General features: G+C 45.6%; 2 protein-coding genes (1 of these 2 cut by a window edge). Both read left to right on the top strand.

The window, feature by feature from the left end; translation table 11 throughout:
* Positions 1-22,241: the 3' portion of a helicase HerA domain-containing protein gene (locus HBNXNv_RS01485; protein ID WP_347721069.1), read on the top strand. The gene continues 4,402 nt to the left of window position 1, outside the view; only the last 22,241 of its 26,643 coding nucleotides appear in the window; the start codon falls outside the window, past its left edge; the stop codon is at positions 22,239-22,241.
* Positions 22,241-24,127, top strand: a complete 1,887-nt coding sequence (locus HBNXNv_RS01480) for a helicase HerA-like domain-containing protein (protein WP_347721068.1) — start codon at positions 22,241-22,243, stop codon at positions 24,125-24,127. The genes HBNXNv_RS01485 and HBNXNv_RS01480 overlap by 1 nt, the downstream gene beginning before the upstream one ends.

Below are 24,127 nucleotides of genomic sequence, written 5' to 3'. Positions count from 1 at the left end.
TCACTCCGTCAAGCACAGGATGCAGCTCGAAAGAGCAGATCACTGCGGAAGGTGCAACATTCCAGATATGTAAATCAGATGAAAACAGCAACGGCAAAATTGACAGCATCAAGGTAACGCAGGAAGAAGTAGGAACAACATACTCAGAACACAACGAAACAATTTACAGAGTAGGAGGAAAAACTAACGCAGCACCAGTACTAGAGAGCTTCAGCAACACACCAGATCAGGGATACTGGGGAGAAAACTTCACAATAAATACTTCATTCTCAGATAACGAAAACGATCAAATCAACGCATCAATCTGGGCCAAAACCCCTGCCCAGTGGATCAAGACTCAAGAGAAAACAGGAACCGGAAACATCAGTTTCAAACTACAGTCCTACAAGAACTGGACAGGCGATATCAGATACAAGGTAGAGTACCAGGATGTCTACAACGATGGACAGGCAATCCACGGTGAAACAAACAGCTCAGAAAAATTCTTCACAGTAGAAAAACACAATGTAGGCCTGATCTACAGCCAGGGAAGAGATCTGAAAATCAACAGGACAGAGGAAGAAGCCGACTTCGGAGTAGAAGTAAAAGACCTCGTAGACAATGAAAGCCTGGATACCAATGAGGCCTACTGCCGGTTCAGAATAGATGGATCAATGATCGACAGCGGAGCAATCACAACTCCAAACAGCGGCTACTGTAACTACACACTAAGCAGTTTCAACTACTCTGTAGGCGACCATAACTGGAGTATCAGAATGACTGGAAACGACTACTACAAGGCCAACACCAGTCAAAACATCAATTTCACACTAATGGGAGAACTAACTGTAGGAAGCACCACAGTACCAGATAAGGCCTACAGGCCTACAAATCATCCGCAGAATACGTTCACATACAACTTCAGCAACATTCAAGATCAATTCGGGACAGAACAACCGGTAGACTTCACAGTCGACTTCGGACAGTTCGAAGGAATTAACTCAGGAACAAGCACCAGCGAAGTAAGCAGCGACTACAGCGTGCAGGAAAGCGCAGAAGTAGGCCCAAGATACCTCAACGTCACACTCACCGAACCTTACTTCCACGAAAAGAAAGTTACCAGAACAGTAGATGTATATGGCCTAGTAGATGGAGCTCTCACATCAGGTGACGTAGTATATGCGCAGAATGATACAATAAACCTAACAGCTACGCTGAAAGACAGTACAGGAAGCAACATAACTGCAGATGTCACATTCGACACACCTTCAGGATTCTGCCAGAATAACTACGAAGACGGAAACGAATACACCTGTGAATTTGATCCGTCAGACTCGCTTAGCGCAGGAGATTACAACTGGAGCATAGATGTATCAAAGCCTTACTTCGAATACAACGAAAATGAGAACGGAAGCATCAAGGTCAGAACACCTATAGAGGCAACAAGCGACATTGTAAACGGGCCTCTCCTAAGATACAACAATGATACAGGCCAAAACACGGTAGAATACTCAGTATACAACATTAACGATGGTAACAACTCGCTGAACGATGTAACATTCTCCATAGACTGGGATGGACAGCAGCAGAGACAGGCCCAGGTAGATTCTGATGGTACAAATGATAGCTTCGATGTTCCTGACGACGAAACACTTGGCAACCACACTGCGGAAATAACACTGCAGAAAGGAGACTACACAGATTTCACATACACCGAAGATCTTGAAGTCAAAGGAAGCATTAACACATCAGTAGCAAGCCAATCTGAAACAGTATACAGGCAAGACGATAACATAACACTCGTTGCAGAAGTTACAAACAGACTTGGAGAGAACATCACCTCAGCAACCGTTAACTTCAACACTCCGGCAGGAACATGCGAAACAGAATCACAGACACTTAACGTATACAACTGTACATTCAACCCATCAAACAGCCTGGACGCCGGAGAATACACTTGGAATGTCTCAGTGAATAAATCAGGATACGTACACCAGATTAAATCAAACGACACATTCAATGTGAACGGAAATCTTCAGGCAGACATCAATCTCACAGACTCACCAGTTTACAGATACAATGAGTCCAGCGGAGATACAGAACTTGACTACAACATCTCTAACATTACAGATGGAAAGAACGCAGTAGACAGCGTATCCTACACACTCAAATGGAACGGAGATACCAAGGACACAGGCACAGCAAATTCAGAAGGATTCACAGGAAGCTTCGACATACCAGACGAGGCCTCCATAGGATCAAACAGCGTAAGAGTAGTACTAGAGAAATCAGGTTACAGAGACTTCAACAACACATACCAGAAAGAAGTCAAAGGAACACTCAACATAACCTCTCTACCAACAGCAAGTGTCTACGAAAACAACTCCGTCACAAGAAACAACGGATACCCTCTAACCACAGACCTAAGCCTAAACCTGACAAACATGCTGGGAGAAACAGTCGACGGAGCAACAGTCTCCTACTCAACCCCTACGGAAAACACATGCTCAACAACAGAAAACACAGGAACATACACATGTAACTACGATCCAAACATCCTGATCAACGTAGGCCAGCAGCAATGGACAGCAACAGTATCAAAAACAGGTTACAATGATGCAGCAACAGGAACAAACAACTTCCTAGTGAAAGATGTAGTAAGGCCTGAATTCATCTCAGATGGGAAAGTAATCCAGAGAACAAACAGCGGAGATCTGACAACAGAGCTACAGGATCCATCAGGATCGAAGATCTCGCAGAACAACTTCAATGCCACATACCAGATAGAAGGCCTTACAGAAGATACAGTAGAGGGAAGCAGCGGAGAAGCAACTTACAACTGGAACACAGTCTGTGAAGATACACCTGGAGAATACACTGTAGATGTGAACGCATCGCTTGACAGCCAGCTGTACGATCTGTATGAAACACAGGACTCCTCCACTATTGAGGTTCACGGACAGGCCAGTGTCAATATTACATCTCCACTAAACAGTTCAACCAGTGGAACAAGTTACAGGCAGGGAGATAACGTAAACCTCGACGTAAATGTTTCAGACAGCTGTGGAAACGCAGGAAACATCCCAGGATCAGACATCATCTGGACAGCAGAAGACGCAGACACCACAAAAACAATTAACTCAGGAGAAACAGGATCATGGACAATTCCAGAATACTTTACCAGTGACACAGACCTGACAGTTGACGTAGAAAATCCATACTACTCACAGGCCTCAGACATCAACACAATTGTCATCGACAGAGTAATCAAGATGAACCTGACCGAAGGCGGAGCAGACAAGGTAAGAACATACGATGGAGACTACCAGTACAACCTTTCAGGCCAGATAATCACAGGAGACAACAAAGAGGCCTACCAATCCACCATCAACGAAACATGGACAGACTTCAACGTAACATTTTACATCAACGGGAACAAAGTAGCAGAAAAGGACACAGACTCAGAAGGAAAGGCCTCGGCCACAGTAACACTTGACAGCAACTACAATCCAGGAGACTACTCAGTAACAGCCCAGCTCGAAAACAAGACCAACATTGATACAAGAATTCTAAATGAGAATGACTCAGAAAACTTTGTGCTGAAAGATGAGGCCAACGTAACGATAGAAGAACCTCCAACAGGAGAATTATTCTACAACGAAGAAAAGACGCTTCGAGCAAGCATCACAACAGCAACAGGATCTGCAGGAAACCTCGACATCGGCTACACCTGGAGATACCAGGATAACGACACAGAACTAACAGTAATAAGCTCTTCAAAATCAAGCTCATGGATTGTCCCAAGCTACGCATACGGATACGGAAACATCACCGTAGTAGCCCAAAACCAGTACATCCAGGATGACATAGGAGTACTAGATACCACCGCGAAAAGAAAAGTAAGCATTGCAGACTACTCCCCAAGCCTATACGCAGAACCAGACAGCACAAAATACCTGAACACAACCATCGACATCCCAGGACTGAGCAATAAATCCGGATTCAACGTAACGTTCTGGATAGGAAACCTCAGCAACAAGCACTACGTACAGACAGATTCAAGCGGAGAGGCCTCATACCTCTGGGATACCACAGGATATGACACAGGAGCATACGAGACAGGAGTAATAATCAACAACGACATGGACGACTTCTTCGAAACAGTTTCACCAAACGAAGTAAATGAGACACAGATAATCCCAGACGTCCTAAACATCTCAGCATACTACAGAGACAATCAGGAAAGAGACTCAAGAGGCAACACCTACCAGAACCTTGACAAATACGTAGTATACCGTAACGGAGGCCCATGGCAGCACCCAGAAACAATGTACCTCGCAGCCAACGTGACAACACCATTCCAAGGATCACAGCAAAAATATGAGGTAGGAAACTCAACAGTACACTTCTGGATAACAGGAACAAGCGCAGACGGAAGCCAGATATCTGAAGAGATCGCAACAGCAGAAGTAGATCTAGAAGAATACGAAAACGCACAGAACGACAACGATAACCAGTGGTGGGACGAATACCTGGCCCACACAGAATGGAATCCAAGAGGAAACTTCCCAGTAGGAAGCTACAACCTGACAATCAACGCATCCCACCCACAGGACAGCTACGAACCAGACCCAGTTACAGAAATCCCAATAGAAGTACGAGGAACCCTCAACGTAACAATAGAAGAACCAGTAGACGGAAGAGACGATTTCCAGATGGACAACTTCACAATGAAAGCCAAAGTACAGGACATGAACGGCAACCAGCTAACAGAATCAGAACTCGACGGAATCTACTGGAGCCTAGACGAAGATGGATGCCAAGGAGGAGGAATCAGCGGAGAAAGAAACGGAGGAGAAGTAATCAACTGGGACGACGCAGTAGCACACGGAGGAAGAAACAAACTTGAAACATGGATAGTACCAGGCAACCCATCAAGCAACGGATACAACCTAGGAGGAGACGACTTCATAACAATCGGAGTAGAGAAACAATACTTCGACTCCACAAGAAACTCATACAGAACAGGATTCCTAGACTGCTCAGCAGCATTCGACCAATGGTCAATGAGCCCAGGATACCTCAACGGACAATACGAAGGCCCAAGAGGAAACATCGTAAAACAAAGACACGACATCCGAGCAAGAATAGAAGCAGAATGGGACAGCCCAACACAGAACCCAGTAGGAACCGACGACAACGACCTACTGAACGTATCAGCATTCTTCAAAGAATTCAACACATCACAAGGCCTACCAAACGGCTTCAACGGCCAGTACCACGCAAGCTGCCTCAACTGTACAGACTCACAGAACAAAGACATGATGCAGGAAGAATACGAATACAGAGATGACTCTGAGGCCCAATTCCAGATAAACTTCTCAAATGAAGAATACGGAAAGAATTACACTATCAAAATTTGGGCCACAAGCCAGGACGGCGACTACGAGGCAACATTCCCTCTCAACACCACATCAAGAGAATTTACAGTTTACAGGGATGTAGGTAGTGGGGATGGAGATGTAGACATAAACGGAGAATGTGAACCAAGTAAAGGAGAGAACGTGCTCGTGGCACCATCTGACTGTGGATTCGACAACCTACCAGAGCAGTACTGGTTGAACGAAACAGCAGATTCGAGTGTGGATGCGGCCTCAGATCCAGACTTCAACCCTGTAACAAACACCTCAAACTACGATCACTTCAGAAACACCTCACACCCAGAATACGAGGCAAACAAAGCATACTACGCAAACCACTCTGTTTATCCAAATGATTATGCAGGGGGATGTGACTTCGACGGCGAAGAAGACGACACCTACGAAGAACCAGAGATATGTCCTGACTACAGACAGACCAATGTAACCCCAGAAATTAGAAACGCTCTGGGAGATCCACTAAGTCTAGATGTCCAGACATCAAGCAGACAGGTAATAGTCAGCACAGATGGAACAGATGTTGAGTTCAGCGCAGAAGTAAGAGACGAAAACGGAGACCTGACACAGGTTACCCTATACAACCAGACAGGCGCCACAAACACCAGTATAGAAGCAATGTCTACAACACAGGCAGGATCATCAGAAAACTGGAGAACATTCACCTCAGACGCTTACAGCCTGGCCTCAGACGGATCATACAGAATCTTCGCAGAAGACGATGCAGGACTAACAAACAAATCACTACAGATAAACACAGTCCTAGATCCAGACAAAGTAGGAATCGCAACAGTAGAATATCCAAGCGAAAGATACTTCCAGAACGGAGCAAACTTCCAGGTAAACGTCACCCTAACAAACACAAATGAATCAATTAATCCAGGAGCAGGAATAACTGAACAAGAAATAGTATCAGACGCAAAAGTAGTATTAGACGGAACAGACTACCCACTAAGCTACAACTCAACAGTAGATAAATGGCAAACAACAGTAACAGCAGGCGGAGACAACTCCTTCAACGTAACAGTAACAGAAAAAAGCGGCCACAACGCAGAAATCACAAGAGACTACAAAATCGACCTAAACAACCCTATAGTAGAACAGACAAACGCAAACACAACACTAACAGCAGCAAACCAGCCAGTCAACTTCTCAGCCATAACAAGAGATCTAGAAAGTGGCCTATACGCAACAAAACTGCTCAGAGATAGCAGCACAGTATGTGGAAACTCAACTTTCAACGATGCAGGAACCGACCTCAACCAATGTACAGTCAACACACCAGGAAGCACAGGATCCTACATGTACAGATTCTGGGCCAGAGACAACGCCGGCAACCTCAATGATAGCCGAACAATAACCGTAGAAGTAGACGCAACACCTCCATCAGTCACAAGCACATCAGCAAATGACACAGTAGTAAACACAAACGACACAGTAACAATCTCAAGCAGCATCAACGACGGAGAAGGCCACCTAGACCAGACAGTAGTCACCTCCTACTACAAAAACTGGGATAGCGGCCAGCCTGATGCAGGAGATCAACCTTATGTCAAGATGCTGACATCAAGCGGAGGAGTCTGGCATGATTATCCTACAGGCGAAACTGAGGCCGCAATCTGTGAGAGAGATAATGGCACATACTACAACACATCCTCCGACATGACCTGGCCAAATGCCAGAGATACTTGCCAGTCAAATGGAGATCATCTAGCAACAATTGAGAACCAAGAGGAAAACGACCTGATAACAGGCCAGTTCAGTGGACAACACTGGATAGGATATCACGACCCAGACCAAGATAACAACAACTACGTGTGGTCAAAGACGGGAGCAACAGGAGAGATCTACTGTGACAACTCTCAGTTCAGCGGGAGCTGTGATGTACAGGTCAATCAGACACAGGAGTTCGCGGTATTCGCAAATGACACACTCGGCAACATTAACTACCAGACAGTTCAGGTAGATACAGATGATACAAAGCCAAGTATCACAATTAATCAGCCTCCAAGCAGCCCTGTAACAGGAACAATCACTATTGATGCAAGCATCAGCGACAGCCACCTAGATACCAATTCCCCAGAGTACAAGATCACAAAGGCAGATGGAACAAACACGTCAGGATCGCTGACAGGTGGAGGGCCTTGGACGGCAGATGTTGATACAACGAACTTTGAGGATGGAAACCATGATGTGTATGTGGTTGCTGAGGACAAGGCCGGAAATAGAAATACTGTAAAGGTAACACCACAGTTTGACAACACTCCTCCTGAGATAACATACGAAGAAAATATCTACAACCAGGCATGGGTTAAAGTAGAGACAGATACAGGAGATACTATTATAGTAAACCTCAGAAAATCAGGAGTAACGACTGCAGACCTTTCAGACCTTGACGGTACAACAGCAACAATTTCCGTCAAACTCGCAACAGACCAGGTAACTTCCACACCAGTACTAGACTCGCTACAACTCAACGGAGCTCAGGGAGGCCTGCTTGAAAACCTCACAACAGAGACACAGTGGAAAGACGGTAACTTTGATGGAACAACCCCAGATGCACAGCCGGGAAGCCTGCAAATAGGTTACCTGGATGGCGACACTTCAGCAGGAACAATCAATGATCCAGGAGAATTTGAAGAGACAGCAAGCGAAATCGAGAAATACTCAGGCCTGTACCAGATCAGAAATATTGACTTGACAGAAAACCCAGGCCAGCTAACAGTAGATGCCAGAAATATCAAAACAGGAAACGTGCAGGGCCAGACAAGCTTCAACGAGACAATTTACGATCTTCTGGAAAACGGAGATCCAACAACCTATGACTACAAGATAGAGGAACTCGATAGCGATGGTACTGTAACAGATACTATTGTTTCATGGACCGACCTAGGAACAAACGGAGGATCCTCATACGGAGCAGTCCTAGACACAACAACCGAAGCAGACGGAAACTACCAGATCACAGTAGAGGCCCAAGATGATCTAGGGAATACCAACACAAAAACCATGAAGTTCAAGATTGACAACACAGCACCAAGTATAACCAATGTAAGAGCAAGTCCATCAACACCAGTAGCGCCAGGAAGCACAGTAACAGTTAAAGCAGACATAACAGACATCAACCTGGACGAAACGTTCCTCGAAAACTTCGAAGGCCGCGACACCTCAGGAAACGAAACAATCTGTACAAACAGCGAATTCACCAAAGAAGGCGGAAGCACATACAGCTGCGATATAACTATTAACAGAACACAGTCCTTCCTAGCACTAGCAACAGACACCCCAGGCAACATCCAGAACGCCTTCGAAAACTACGCAACAGTACAGGTCGACGGAGCCAAGCCAAAGACATCCATAGACAATATTAACTCCGGCGAAAGCATCTCAGGAACCCAGACACTACAAGCAACACTAGCAGACCGATTCTACCAGCTTCAGAACTGGGACTTCGAAAACGGGAACACAGGCGCATGGACATATAGCGGCGGAGGAACAGTACAGTCAGGACAGTGTAACGGCGGAGACTGCGGAAGATTCGCATCAACAGCTGTATATCCAAACGCAAAAGGCAGCCAAAACATCAGCACAGCAACAACCACAGAACTCCGAGACCAGACAATCGAAGTGAAGGCCGATCTCTACGCAGACATGAGCCAAGGAATCTGTACAGAAACAGACGGAGAAGCATACGATGGACAGTACGGAGCAGAAGCAGATACAAGACTACACATCAAGGCCTGGAACAGCGGAAGCATAATCAAAGAAAAGAAAGGAGTATGGGCCAGCCACTACTCATCGGGCACAGGCCTAAGAACAGTAAGACAAGGATTCAAAGTTCCAAGCAACGCAGAAACACTGACAATCCAAGTAGACGGAGCAGACCTATGTGGAACGGAGTCAGGCCTCGACGACGTAAACGCTTACTTCGACGATGTAACAGTATTACCAAGCAACCCAGATACAGGGTCAATGAAGTACGCGCTTGAGAACAGCAGTGGAAACTTCACACCATCAGGAACAGGGTTTGGATCAGTAGGATTCGACAGTGGAACAAGCTACTCAACAAATGTAGACACCACAAACCTTGCAGATGGTGCATACAAACTATGGGTCAAGGGAAGCGATACACTAGACAACCAGGACCAGAGCAGTGTACAAAATGTAATAGTAGATAACACCGCACCAAGAATTAGCTTCAAAGAACAGCTATACAGCGAGGCCACAATCCAAGTCACGGACAATGGAAAAACTGAGACAGTTAACATAATTCCAACAGTCACAGACTACGAACTAGACTTTGGCGCAACAGACGGTGGAGCAGACCTAGACATCGACTTAACAAGCGATTATCCAACAGGTTCACCTGAAATAGGCTGGATTGCACTCAAAGACAGCAACGGAAATATAATGGCCAACATCAGCAGCGAAGCAGACTGGGAATCAGGAACATTTAACGGCCTCACAGCAGACAGAGACGCAAACAGCGGTGACCTAGGAATCGGATACCAGGATGGAACCGCAGGAGACAACCTAGTAGGATACTGGAGAATGGACCAGGCCGTCAGCGGTAGCGGAGGAACAGTAACAGACTACTCCGGAAACAACAATGATGGAACAACGCAGAACGGAATTAACACAGGTTCAGAAGGGATATCAAATACTCAGGCCTTCAAATTTGATGGTTCAGATGACTACGTAAACGTCAGCAGCCCAAGCAGCATGGATCTACAGCAATTCACATACTCAGCCTGGGTAAAATACAATAAGAGCAACGTCTTCTTCATGGGTCGACCTGATGGTAGCGGAGCAAACGAAGCAATGTTGTTCGAAAACAACCAGTACCTGAGAACCATAATTGATGATCAGACTTACACAGCTAGTGCTGGCAAGCTACCAATGAATGAATGGACCTTCATCTCCACGTCATATGACGGTAACGAAGTCAAGTGGTACGTAGACGGAAAAATGGTAGATAAACAGGAAATAGGCTCTGTAACATTAAACTACAATGGCTGCAACTTTATGATTGGAGCCGACATCGATACAGGCTGTTCCGGTGGAATATCTAACTACTTCGAAGGATCAATGGACGAAGTACAGGTATACGACACCGCACTTACAAACTCAGAAGTCCAGGAACTATACAGAAAGACGGGGACCAAGTTCCAGGGAAGCTACAGTCAGAGCGGAGTAGGCATAGCTAACGCCATCGCAGAACTTGAAGTAGGCTACAACAGCGTCAAGAATGGCCACCTCAAAGAAAGCAACGTCTTCAACGCAAGCATTCAGGACACACTCGGCAACGGCGACTCATCGACATACAACTACCAGATCGACTCAAATGGCTGGAACGCACTAAGCGGAAGTGGCTATGAGTACTTCACAGACATCGATACCAGTGGATTAGGCCTTTCAGATGGAACACACAGCCTAAGCATTGAGGCCTCTGACACTGAAGGAAATCAGAGAACTGAAACATTAGACTTCTTCGTAGATAACACGCCACCTCAGCTAAGCCAGTTCAACTCCAACCTAACATACACCAACGGTAGCGAGGTAGTAGGATTCAACGTGACAATTGACGAAGACACATTCAACAGAACAGGAACAGAATTCAGCTTGGCCTACACCAACGGCAGCGTATACGGGCCTTTGAACACAGGAGAGTGTACCTTCGCAGATCCAAACTACCATTGTGAAGTAGAGTGGAATCCAAACATGGAGCCGTCAGGTAACTACACTCTCAAGGCAACATCACAGGACAGACTTGGATTCGGTTCAACCAATTACAACGCCAATGCATACACATACTACGACAACCTTGCTCCAACAATCAACGAGGCCTCAATAGATGACTACTACGTTCAGAGCGGTACTGTACTCTCAGTATGGGCCAATGTAACTGACGAAGTTGCTGTTGACAGAGTTCTTGCAGAAGGAAATAACCTTAACCAGAACGGCGATAACTGGACGGGACAGGTAACAGCCGATGATGGAATAGTAAACTTCACAGCCTACGACAAGGCAGAGAACATCGAAACCGCAAGCATCAGTTACACAATTGATGATACGCCGCCAACAATCGATAGCTTTGACTCAAATGCAAGTAACGGAGGATTTAATGACATAGCTAGCAGTGATACATATCTGAGATTTGACCTTCAGTCGACAGACAACGAAAACTTGAGAACGGTAGAAATAGAAAACAAGAGCTCAGATAGCTACATTGACCTAACCAAAGGAAATGGCGACACATGGTACATTGAAACTACCCCGGCCTCACTGGGAATGGTCAACGAACAGGCATACACAATAAACGCCAGAGCAACAGACAAAGCAGACAACACAAACACAACAACTTACGACCTGAGAATTGACAACGGAGCACCGCAGATAACCAGTGTAGAGCTAAGCGACTATATAATCCAAGGAAGCACAGAAATTCTCGTAAAGGCCACCATAGAAGAAGATGCAATGGACACTGCGTGGGCAAACGGCGTGGAAATGACACAAATCAACGGAACCTGGCAGGCAAATATTACTGTAGATGGCACAACACAGAACCCTGTAAACGTTACAGCAGAAGACCTAGCAGGAAACGTAGGAAACAACATAACTGCCAACTACACAATCGACAACACACCGCCAACAATCAACAGCTTCACAGAAAACACTACCTACGGAGTAGTCAGAAGCGATGAGGCCTTCACAATCAGTGCAAACGTAACAGACGATAACCTAAGAAACGTGAAACTCAACGGCACTGTAATGAACCAAGACGGAGATAACTGGACCATCCAGAGAACAGCCAGCATAATAGGAGACGGATGCCCATCAGGAGAAAACCTAGAATGCCTACTAGGCCTCACAGCAACAGACAAGGCAGATAACCAGCAAAGCGATACACTAAACATAACAATAGACGATGTAAGGCCTTCTGTAGCAAACTTCTCAGCAAATACAAGTGTTGTTAGAGCAGGAGAGTCTGTAGAATTTACAGCAAATGTATCAGATCCTACACTGAACACAGTGAAGATCAGAAATGACACAGTAAACCGCTGTAACATGACTTCTACAACAGGCACAGGTTACAGCTGTACTTTCGAGGTATTCAATACTTCAACGTTCACTCTGGAAGCAACAGATAAAGCAGGAAACCTTAACGACAGTAAAACAGTATACGTTGAAGAAGACAGTAATCCTCCAAGTATCAGCAACTTTACCTCCAATGCAACATTCAATACGAGCAGAAGCGATGATACCATCAAACTAACGGCAACAGTAGAAGATGCATCCCTACAGGAAGTAACTGTAAACGGCACAGATATGAGCAATAGCTCTGACTCAGATTGGTACTACGAGGGAACACCGTCATCCCTAGGATGTAACAGTGGAGTAACCGAAAACTGCACCTTTGTGCTAAAGGCCTCTGACAAGCCAGGAAACAATGCAACAGCAAACTACACCTTGAAGATAGACGATAACCCGCCTTCAATATCAGAAATAACTCTAAATGACTCTATAATCCAATCAAACAGCACAGTTAGAACTACTGTGAATGTAAGCTCTGAGTCAGATGAGACCATCTCAGAAGTAACGGCAGAAGGAGAAAGCCTGTTCTGGAATGGATCGATCTGGGTACAGGATGTTGAGATAGACAACGATGGATACCTCAATATCACAGCAACAGACAAGGCAGGAAACAGCATAAAGAACGACAGCAAGACCTACACCGTAGACGATACTCCTCCAAGCCTATCCAATCTGGGAACCAACGCGAGCTTCGAAACAATGAGAAGCAATGCAACAGTGAACATCAATCTAACAGCAACTGACAGCCATCTAAGAAACGTAGAGATTCAAAATGCCCAAACAGAAGAATGGATCGGACTAAACAACCGCAGTCAAAATGAATGGGGTCTAAACAACACAACCGCAAACCTAGGCTGTCCTGAAGATGGACAGAGAGCCAAGTGTAACTTAACAGCAAGAGGCATCGACAGAGCAGACAATATCGCAAACATCACAACAGAAATAACAGTAGACGACGTTGAACCAGTAATCCAGACAGTTCTTCTAACAGGAGAATCTGACAACGTCCTCAAACCAAACAGCACAATCAATATAGCCTCAGTACTATACAACGACACAGATGCAACACTACTCAACGTTACAGCAGAAGGAGAGACGCTAATGTTCACTGGAGAGAGATTCAACAACACAGAAAATAGAATAGAATCCGACTGGGGAGGAAGCGTAGAGATAGACAACGACGGAATAATAAACGTTACAGCAACAGACAAAGCAGACAACAAAGGAGCAAACACCTCCGTAGACTACATAGTAGACAATGAAAACCCAGAAATCTACAATCTGACAATTAACAGCTCAAACAATATAGTAAGAAGCGACGAGGAACTGAACTTCACAGTAACAGCAACAGATGAGTACAACGTATCTACAGTAACCCTAGAAGGCTACTCAATGAACCAGACAGGAAACACATGGTACAGAGTAGACACACTCTCCAACATCGGCTGCCCAACAGGAGAGACATCATGCGAGGTAACAACAACAGCAACAGATCAGGCAGAATGGACCAACCAAACAACACTAAATGTAACAATCGACGACGTAGCACCAGAAGTAGGAACACTCTCCGCAATAAACGCAAGCGATGGAAACCCAGATGAATCACTGAAAAAATGGCTGCTTGACTGGAGACTAACAAACACAACAGACTACACAAACCTATCAGTAGAACTATTCGCATACAATGAAACAACAAACCAGCCAGTAGACAACACCAGCTACATGGAATACTACGCAAACGACACCTACAGAGACCTAGAAACACCAGCATACTTCAACGCATCAAACGGAACATACAAATTCGTAGCAAACGTAACAGACAGAGCAGACAACACAGTAAACAGCACATACGAACTCAAGATCAGCGCAAGGCCTCCAGAAGCCACAAACATGACGCCATCCGACAAGTTCCCAGAAGAAGACAGGCAAAACATCAACCTAACAGTAAACGTAACAGACACCAACAGCATTCAATTCGTAGAGATAGATATCATAGGGCCTAACGGCGATAACGTAACCGGTAAGCGTATGGAGAAAATCAGCAACAATACTGGAAACTTCACAGGAGGATACTACAGAACCAACTTCACACCAACAGAAAATGGATGGTACAATACCAGCATCTACGCAAGAGACACAACAGATGAGGAGGAAAACAAGCTATTCGAAGATACATTCAAGGCCATCGGTAAAACCACAGGATCAGTTGACCTCACAGCAAATAAAACAAACTTCGACAATATCACGCAAGATTACAATGGAAAAACAACTCTAATAGCAGAGTTCAACAACACTGGAAAGGTCACAGCCTATGAGACAGTGCTTCAAGAAATACTTGCACAGAATGGAATAACCACAAACAGCACATCTATCCAGTGCGGTGATCTTGCAGCAAACGCAACATGCAATGCAACAATTGAGGCAACAGTAACGCCAACCGCAGATCCAGGAAACAAGAGGTTCTCACAGTTCGTGGACTGGGTCAACCCTGATGGAACAACCGATGACATAGGAACAACAGAGTCAATCAACGTAGAGGCCAACCCAATCCTCAAGGAGACAGGAGGCCAGTACTACCAGGAACTCTGGTGGAACGAAACATACCAGCTACCAATGGAAATCTACAGCTTCGGAAACGTAGATTTAACACAGGTAGAACCAGACATCAAACAGAGAGCTCTCAACAACACAGAATATCTCGCAGACAACGAATTCACGATTGTTAACCAGAGCTTCACAGTCGAGGAAGGCCTCACCGAGACAGCATTCATAGAAGTACAGATCCCAGATAGAGGAAACTACACAAGCAGAGCATTTGTCAATGCAACAGGAAACGCAGAGAACTGTGATGGCAGCAACTGCACGGACGAAAAGATAATCGACCTAGATGTATACAGAAAGCTCGACGTCAACTTGCTAAACAGCAGCGGAAACAATCTAAGAGACAACCTAACTCTCAAGGCCGAAGTGGTTGATGAAGAAGATACAGGCATCTCAAACTACACTGTTGGATTCTATGACAACGGGAGCTTGATCAGAAACGTCAGCACCAACAGCAACGGAGTAGCAGAAACTCACTGGAACGCGATAAGCGAAGAGGTAGGCGATCACAACATAGAAGTACAGATCTGGGACAACGAAAGCAGATACTACAAGGCCTACAACGACACAGAAACAATAACCAAGACCCTGAAGGACAACCTGTCAATTTCAGGAGGAGCACAGGACACAGACATGTATTGGTACGACACACAGAACGACCACTACATCACGGCAGAGTACCAGCTAATAGACAGAAACAACAACCCTGTTACAGGAGCAGCTGTAGACTTTTACGCCAACGCAACAGGCAGCTTCGAAAAGATCAAGACATGCGAAACAGACGGAATCGGAAACTGCACAATCCTGTGGAACACAACAGTAACACAGCCAACAACAGCACAGATCAGAGCCAACTCCACCAAGCAGTACTTCAGCGACAGCATGACTCTTACAGACATGATTGAAATCCTGGGAGGATTCTCAATTGAAATCAGAAGCCCAGCGGACAGGCCTGAAAAAGAATACGACAGAGACCTACTGAGAGGTTCAGAACAATACCTCAACGCATCAGTCAGGAACCAAAACGGAGACGAAGTAACACCAAACCAGCTTAACTGGACAATCAACACCACAGAAGGAAACGTCAAGATAGGAGAAAACAAGACCTACAACTGGAGCATACTAAACAACGTAAGCACAGGCCTACACAAGATGAACGCAACGGCTGAAGGTGGAAACGGAACAGTAACATTCGACAACAACACTGTCGAAATATTCGACCCAGTAAACATCACGCTAACCGATCAGTCAACGAGCAGCACGGAGAGAGCCAACTCCACAGTAACATTCCAGGCCAAGGTAATGAACGAAAGAAATAACACAGCAGTAGAAGGATACCCATGCAGAATCAGCGACAGTAGCGGCCTAATCAACACCTCCACAACAAACAGCAGCGGATACTGTAACGTAACCTGGAACACAGGAAGCACAGACTTCGTAGGAACACACAACATCACAGTAGACCTTGCAACAAACAGAACAGGAACCTGGTACAAACCACAGAACACACAGAGCACAACAGTAACACTAACAGAAAAACTCAACGCAACAATCAACAACCCAACAGGCCTAATAAACAGATACGACACAGTAGACCTAGAATCAACAATAAGAGACGTCTACAGCCAGGTTAACGCCAACGTAACATGGTTCTACGAAAACCAGACAATTCTAAACACAGAAGACGGCATCTGGAACACCACAAACCAGACCCTAGGCCCACACAACATTACAGTACAAGCAGAGAAAGAAAACTACACAACAGACAACACCACAGAAAACATCACAATCTACGGATATTCAGATCAGGCCTTCAGCCTAGCAGACAGCTACACAACAGGCGACCTAGTCAATATCTCAGTAAGAGTAACCGACAACAACACAGAAGAAGGCCTAGAGAACTACCCAGTACAGCTATACAAGAAGCACGAAGACAACACAACAGAAACGTGGCTAAACGGCACGACAGGTGCAAACGGATGGTACAACACAACCTGGGACACAGAGAACAGCACAATCGGAACCTACAACATAACAACCGAAATAAAGGACAACAGCAGCCTCTACTACAACACAACCACAGAAAACATAACAGAAACAGTCTTCATAGGCGGCACACTGCAAACAAACATCACAAACATCAGCGCAGAGACAATCTACAGAGACAACTACAGCAATCCAAAACAGACAACACTTAGAGCAGAAACCTCCAGCGTCAACGAGAGTGTTGAAAACGCATCAACATTCTTCCTCTACAACAACCAGACCATCGGACAATGCACAACAAACAGCACAGGAGACTGCAACATAACCTGGAACCCAGGAAACCAGACAGAAATTGGAAACATCACAGTACAGGCCTACTCCAGCGCAGAAAACTACTACAACTCCAGCAAGGCCAACATCACACTTAACGTAAGAACAGCAGCAGAGCCATCATGGAATGACACAGAAGGAGCAATAGCATACAACTTCTCCACAAAAGAAGGAGTAGAACTACTTCCAAGAATACAGGAAACATACACAGACAGAGGAATCGACAACTTCCCAATGACAGTCTACTGGGGTACAAGACAGGAAACATACACAGCAAACATCAGCGCAGACGACTGGAACAATGTAGGCACAGGAAACATCAGCCAGAGCGATAGCGGCCTAGTAGTAAGCAACACAACAGCCGAAAAAACAGTAGACATCCAGGAAATGGACCAGCTCAGCTTCATCGCAAACGACTCATTCACACTAGAACTCAGAAACCAGACAGGATGGACAGAATACACAGGAAGCATCGAAAACAGAAACGTAACAGGAATCAGAGTCAGCAGCAACAACACAGTCGAAATACTGCAGATCAAAATGACAGACCTAGATCTCGAAAACAGAAAGAAACTACTCGAAAGAGAACCAGTAGGCACCTTCAGCTACACCAACGGAACAATCGACACAGCACCAGTCAAGAACGACTACATCCTGACCAACGAAGGAGGCCGAAACGGAACATACGTAGGCGCAAGACCAGGATACGACATAGACAATGTTGAAGGCCTCAAACAGGAAGGAGTGTTCGGAAGCAAGGCAGCAATAGCAAACGTCAGCAAACTTCAGCCAAACGAGAGCTTCCACGTCAGACAGAGCTACGCCTACTGGGATAGCGACAACCAGAAACCATTCGCAGAATACGACGCAATCAGCCTATGGATTAACTCACAGCTTGAGGCCAACCTCTCCATCGAAAACGGAGACCAGACATGCAGCACAAGCAAAGTACTAGAGACAGGAACAGGCTGGGAACTCAAACAAGTCAATCTATCCAACTACAGCACCCAGTGTGGTACAGACGTAGGAGAAATCGACATAGAGTTCACAAACACAGGAGACAGCAACTTCACAGGCCAGGTAGGAGTAGACGAAATCTCCAAACTCAATACAGTAAACACAACTGCAGATGGTGAGAGAAGCCTCAACTGGCTGCCTCCAAGAGTAGATACCTTCACATTCAAACTGGCAATGGGAGACAAACAGTACTACAACAACAGCCAGGCCTACGCACTCAAGGACTACATAGTCAAATCAGGAGGCGGAGGAAGCTCAGCAGGAGCAGAACTTGGAGGGCCAACAGAAGATCAGGACGAAACAGCACCGGAAAGCGGACAGAACGTCACCTCATTCAACGTGACACCTAGAAACTTCAACGTAACAGTAGCCACAAACACCTACGGAACACTAGGACAGATTGAAGTAGAAAGCAACAGAACCTCATCAATCAAGGTCAACCTGAGTGAAACAGAAAACTCCGAACTCCTAGACGTAAGAGACCAGATCAGCCTGGACCCACTGGAGACAAAAACAGTAGACGTAGGATACGACACCAGTTCAGCAGGAGACTACAACGCAACACTATCCCTATTCAACCCAGAAACCAACGAAAAATCAGTCGACGTCAACATCACCATGCATGTAAGGCCTGTAGAGATGAACCTCCTCTCCGCAGAAGCAGAGAACGGAGTTGACAACCTCACAGCAGGAGACAGAATCAACCTGACAGCAGACCTAACATTCAACGGTACAGACTCAATCGAAAACGCAGACTGGACAGCAAACATCCAGGACGAGAAATGCGGGGCCGCAAACTCAACATACAACAACCAGACAGATGAGTGGGAAATCAGCTGCTACGCACCAGAAATCCAGTACAACCCAATCAACACAACACTCGAACTAGTAGCAGAAACAGACAACATCGAAACAAGAGAAAAACTCAGCACACAGTACAGAGACACAACAGGCCCATTCATCACATCAACAACCAGTGAAAACGTCGAACAAAGAGAAAACGCAACAGTAGAAGTAGACGCATTCGACAACGTAAACATCAGCAGCATCGAAGGCCAGCTAGTATACCTGGAAAACAACACAGCTGTAGAAAACATCAGCTTCCAGAGAAACGGTACAGTCTACAAGGCCAACGCCACAGAAACAGCATGGGACGGAGACTACGACGTAAACGTAACACTAACAGACGAAAATGGATACACAACCTCCAAGGCCCTTCCAATCTCGGTATTCCCAAGAGTAACAGTCACAGGCCAGATGAACAACGTCAAACCAAACTTCAAATTCAAGAGGCCAAACAGCAACACAACACTAGAGGAAGAAGAAACAGACTCAACGTACAACCTCACAGTACAGAACAGAACATACGACATCGAAATCGACGCAGACACAGACACAGGAAACGGAATACAGAGACACAAACTAGAATTCAACGAAGCAAACATCTCAGGAAACACAACAAACGCCGTACAGCTAACATCAGTTGACATAGGAGAAAACACAAACTTCAGCCACCCAGAACAGACCACAAACAAGACGTTCGCAGGAATCAGCATAGAAAACAACATGACCTTCAGAGAAGTAGTCGTAACACTCAACTACACAACAACAGAAGACTTCGACGAAGAAGAAGAAAACAACCTCAGAATGTACAAATGCCAGTACGGAAACATCAGCAAATGTAACACAACAAGCACATGGACACAGCTCAACGGCACAATCAACATTGACGAAAACACATACAGCGCCAAAAGCAACAGCACCTCAAGCTACATCCTCGAAAGATACGACACACCAGACCAGGAAAACGACAACACAGAAGAAAACCCAGAAGAAGGCCAAGACACATCATCAGGAGGATCAAACTCAGGAGAAAACACAGGAGGCACAATAGGCCCAATAACAGGAGGAGGCAGAGAACAGAACGAAAGCTTCAACGACACAGGCCTCGACGATGCATACGGGCCAGAACCATTCATCATCTCCCCAAGAATCTTCCAGCCAATCATGTTCCGAGGAGAGGAAAGAACATTCCTACTGGAGATCGAAAACAACCAGAACGAAACAATCGAACTCAACCTGGACGTAGAAGGAGAACTGCAGAAGCTACTCAGCTTCGATAACACCAGTACAAGAATCAGTCCAAACTCATCAACAATCACACAGATGAGAGCATCAATCCCAGAAAACGCATCAATCAAGAGCTACAAAGGAGACATCATAGCAACATACGGAAACACAACCACCAGAAGCACACAGCAAATCCTCGTCGCAAGAAGAGGAATTCAGGGAATGAACCTCGACCTCCAGCCGCTCACACAGAGCGTAGAACCAGGAAACAACTTCACATTCGCAGTATCAATCGCAGAGATCGAACTGGAAACACCAATCAACGTATCAATAACATACTACCTAAGAGAAAGCTCAACAGACGAAATCCTTGCCCAGAGCAACGACAGCCTGAACATCATGGAATCAACAGAATTCCAGAGATCATTCAGCACAGAAGGCCTAGGCAGAGGAGGATACTACGTACAGGCAGTAGCACAGGCCCGTAACAGCACAGTGATCGACACAGCAACATTCAGCATCCAGGAAAGATTCTGGACACCATTCAGAACAAGAGCAGCAGTACTACTCTTCCTAATAATGCTAATCAGCATAGGAGGATGGAAGGCCTACCAGTACTACTGGGTCAAGAGAGAAAGCGAAGCAAGATATGTCTTCCCAGTCGACTACAGCAAACTACCAGACGACACCGACAGCGACAGAATGTTCGAAGTCGGTAAGATTGCGGAGACAGAGAAATCAGCTTACATCAATCCTGAAGATTTGACAACACACGCAATTGTAGCAGGATCCACAGGATCCGGTAAGTCCGTGACCGCAAACGTCATCGCAGAGGAAGCACTGGAAGAAGATATCCCGGTAGTTGTATTCGATCCAACAGCACAATGGACAGGATTCGTGAAAGAGCTGAAGGACGATGACCTGCTCAAACACTATGACAGATTTGACATGGACGAGGAAACAGATCCGCATCCATACCCAGGAGTCATCAAGGAGATTAGCTCAGAAGATCCAGACATTGACTTCGAAGAGCTCAGAAACCCAGGAGAAATCACAGTATTCACACTGAACGAACTAACCACAGAGCAGTTCGACTCCGCAGTCAGAAAGATTATTGATCAGATCTTCGAAAAAGAATGGGAGGAAAGCCCAGAACTAGAGATGCTGATTGTATTCGACGAAGTACACAGACTACTAGAAGAATACGGAGGAGAAGGAGGATACAAGGCCCTAGAGAAGGGAGCTCGTGAGTTCCGTAAGTGGGGTATAGGCCTGATGATGGCATCCCAGGTTACAGCAGACTTCAAACAAGCAATCTCCGGAAACATCATGACAGAAGTACAAATGCAGACGAAGTCAATGGAGGACATTGACCGTGTGGAGACCAAGTACGGTGAAGAGTTCGCCAAGAGAATCTCCAGTGAAGACGTTGGTACAGGTATGATCCAGAACTCCAACTACAACGACGGAGACCCATGGTTCGTAGACTTCAGACCAACATACCACAACCCGCACAAGATTCCGGACAGCGAACTGGAGAAATACCACGAGCTATCCGAAGAACTCGACAAGCTTAAGGACAAGCTATCACAAATGAAAGAACAGGGACAGGATGTCAGAGACAAGAAGCTTGAGCTACAGCTCGCGGACAACAAACTCAAGCAGGGCCGCTTCAAAATGGCCAGAATGTACATCAACAGCCTCAAAGACGAACTAGGAATAGAATAATGAAAAAAACAGCAATCATCCTACTGGCACTCAGCATGATGACCGCAACAGCAGCTGCAGATATATCAGTCAACGACGACATCCCCTCTCTCAGCGTGATCTTCAAATCAGAACCACAGATCTACACACTGAGCGTCACCAACAACGGAAACACAACAGAAGACGTAACAGTAACAAGCCGATCAGACCTGCGACGAGTGTTGGATCTCAACGAACAATTTAGCCTGAGCCCAGGACAAACCAGAAACGTAAAAGCAGTAATGAACACCACCAACGACCTGGAAGAAGGCCTATACCTAGGAAGCCTGCTGATACAAACCGAAAACACCGAAAAAAGCCTTCCAGTAGGCGCAAGAGTAGTAACAAGAAGAAACGCCGAATTCAAAATCGACATGCAGGCAACAATAGAAGAAATACGGCCAAACGAAAACATAAGAGTACTCACAGTACTATCCAGCAGCACACAGGGCAACATCTCCGCAGAAGTAACATACGACGTAAGAGAGGCCCAAACAGGAAGAAAAGTATTTGAAACAACCAGAAACACCAGCTTTGTCAGACTGAAATCGTACAGACACACTATAGAACCTAATGAAAGCCTGTCGACAGGAGACTACTACATACAGGGTCACGCAACACGCGGAAACCGTACAATAACAGCAACAGACACTTTCCAGGTAACCAACCCATTCTGGACAGCCACAAGAATCAAACTAGCCATACTACTTCTGGCAGGAGGCCTGATCATAGGAGGAGGATTCTACACACGCAGATGGTACCAGGAACACATGCAGGAAGAAGCAAGATACGTATTCCCCGTCGACTACAGCAAACTACCAGATGAAGGCGACGGAGACCAGATGTTTGAAGTAGGAAAAATCGCAGAAACAGAGAAATCAGCATACATCAATCCAAAAGACCTCACCACACACGCAATCGTAGCAGGATCCACAGGATCCGGAAAATCCGTGACCGCCAACATCATCGCAGAAGAGGCCCTAGAACAGGACATACCTGTCGTAGTATTCGATCCAACAGCACAATGGACAGGATTCGTAAAAGAACTGAAAGATGACAACCTCCTGGAGCACTACGACAGATTCGACATGAACAAAGACACCGACCCACACCCTTATCCCGGCGTTATCAAAGAAATCAAGTCGGAAGACCCTGACATCGACTTCGAAGAGCTCAGAAACCCAGGAGAAATCACAGTATTCACACTCAACCAGTTAACCACGGAACAGTTCGACAAGGCCGTAAGGAAAATTATTGATCAGATCTTCGAAAAAGAATGGGAAGAAAGTCCAACACTCGAACTATTCATCGTATTCGACGAAGTACACAGACTACTAGAAGAATACGGAGGAGAAGGAGGATACAAAGCACTCGAAAAAGGAGCAAGAGAATTCAGAAAATGGGGTATAGGCCTCATGATGTGCTCGCAGGTTACAGCAGACTTCAAACAAGCAATCTCCGGAAACATCATGACAGAAGTACAAATGCAAACCAAATCCATGGAAGACATCAAAAGAATCGAGAAAAAATACGGCGAACAGTTCTCAAAAAGAATATCCTCGGAGGACGTTGGTACAGGTATGATCCAGAACTCCAACTACAACGACGGAGACCCATGGTTCGTAGACTTCAGACCAACATACCACAACCCGCACAAAATCCCGGACGAAGAACTAGACCAATACCACGAACTAACAGAAGAAATGGACAAAGTAAAAGATAAAGTCCAGGAACTCGAAGACCAAGGCCAAGACATGCAGGACAAACAACTTGAAATCAACCTCGCAGACAACAAACTCAAAGAAGGCCGCTTCAAAATGGCCCGCATGTATATCGAAAGCCTCAAAGACGAATTGGACATATCTTAA

Source organism: Candidatus Nanohalovita haloferacivicina, from assembly GCF_029232205.1.
GTDB classification, from domain to species: domain Archaea; phylum Nanohalarchaeota; class Nanosalinia; order Nanosalinales; family Nanosalinaceae; genus Nanohalovita; species Nanohalovita haloferacivicina.
The sequence above is the reverse complement of the archived record's forward strand: the minus strand, read 5'-3'. Positions and strand labels throughout refer to the sequence as shown.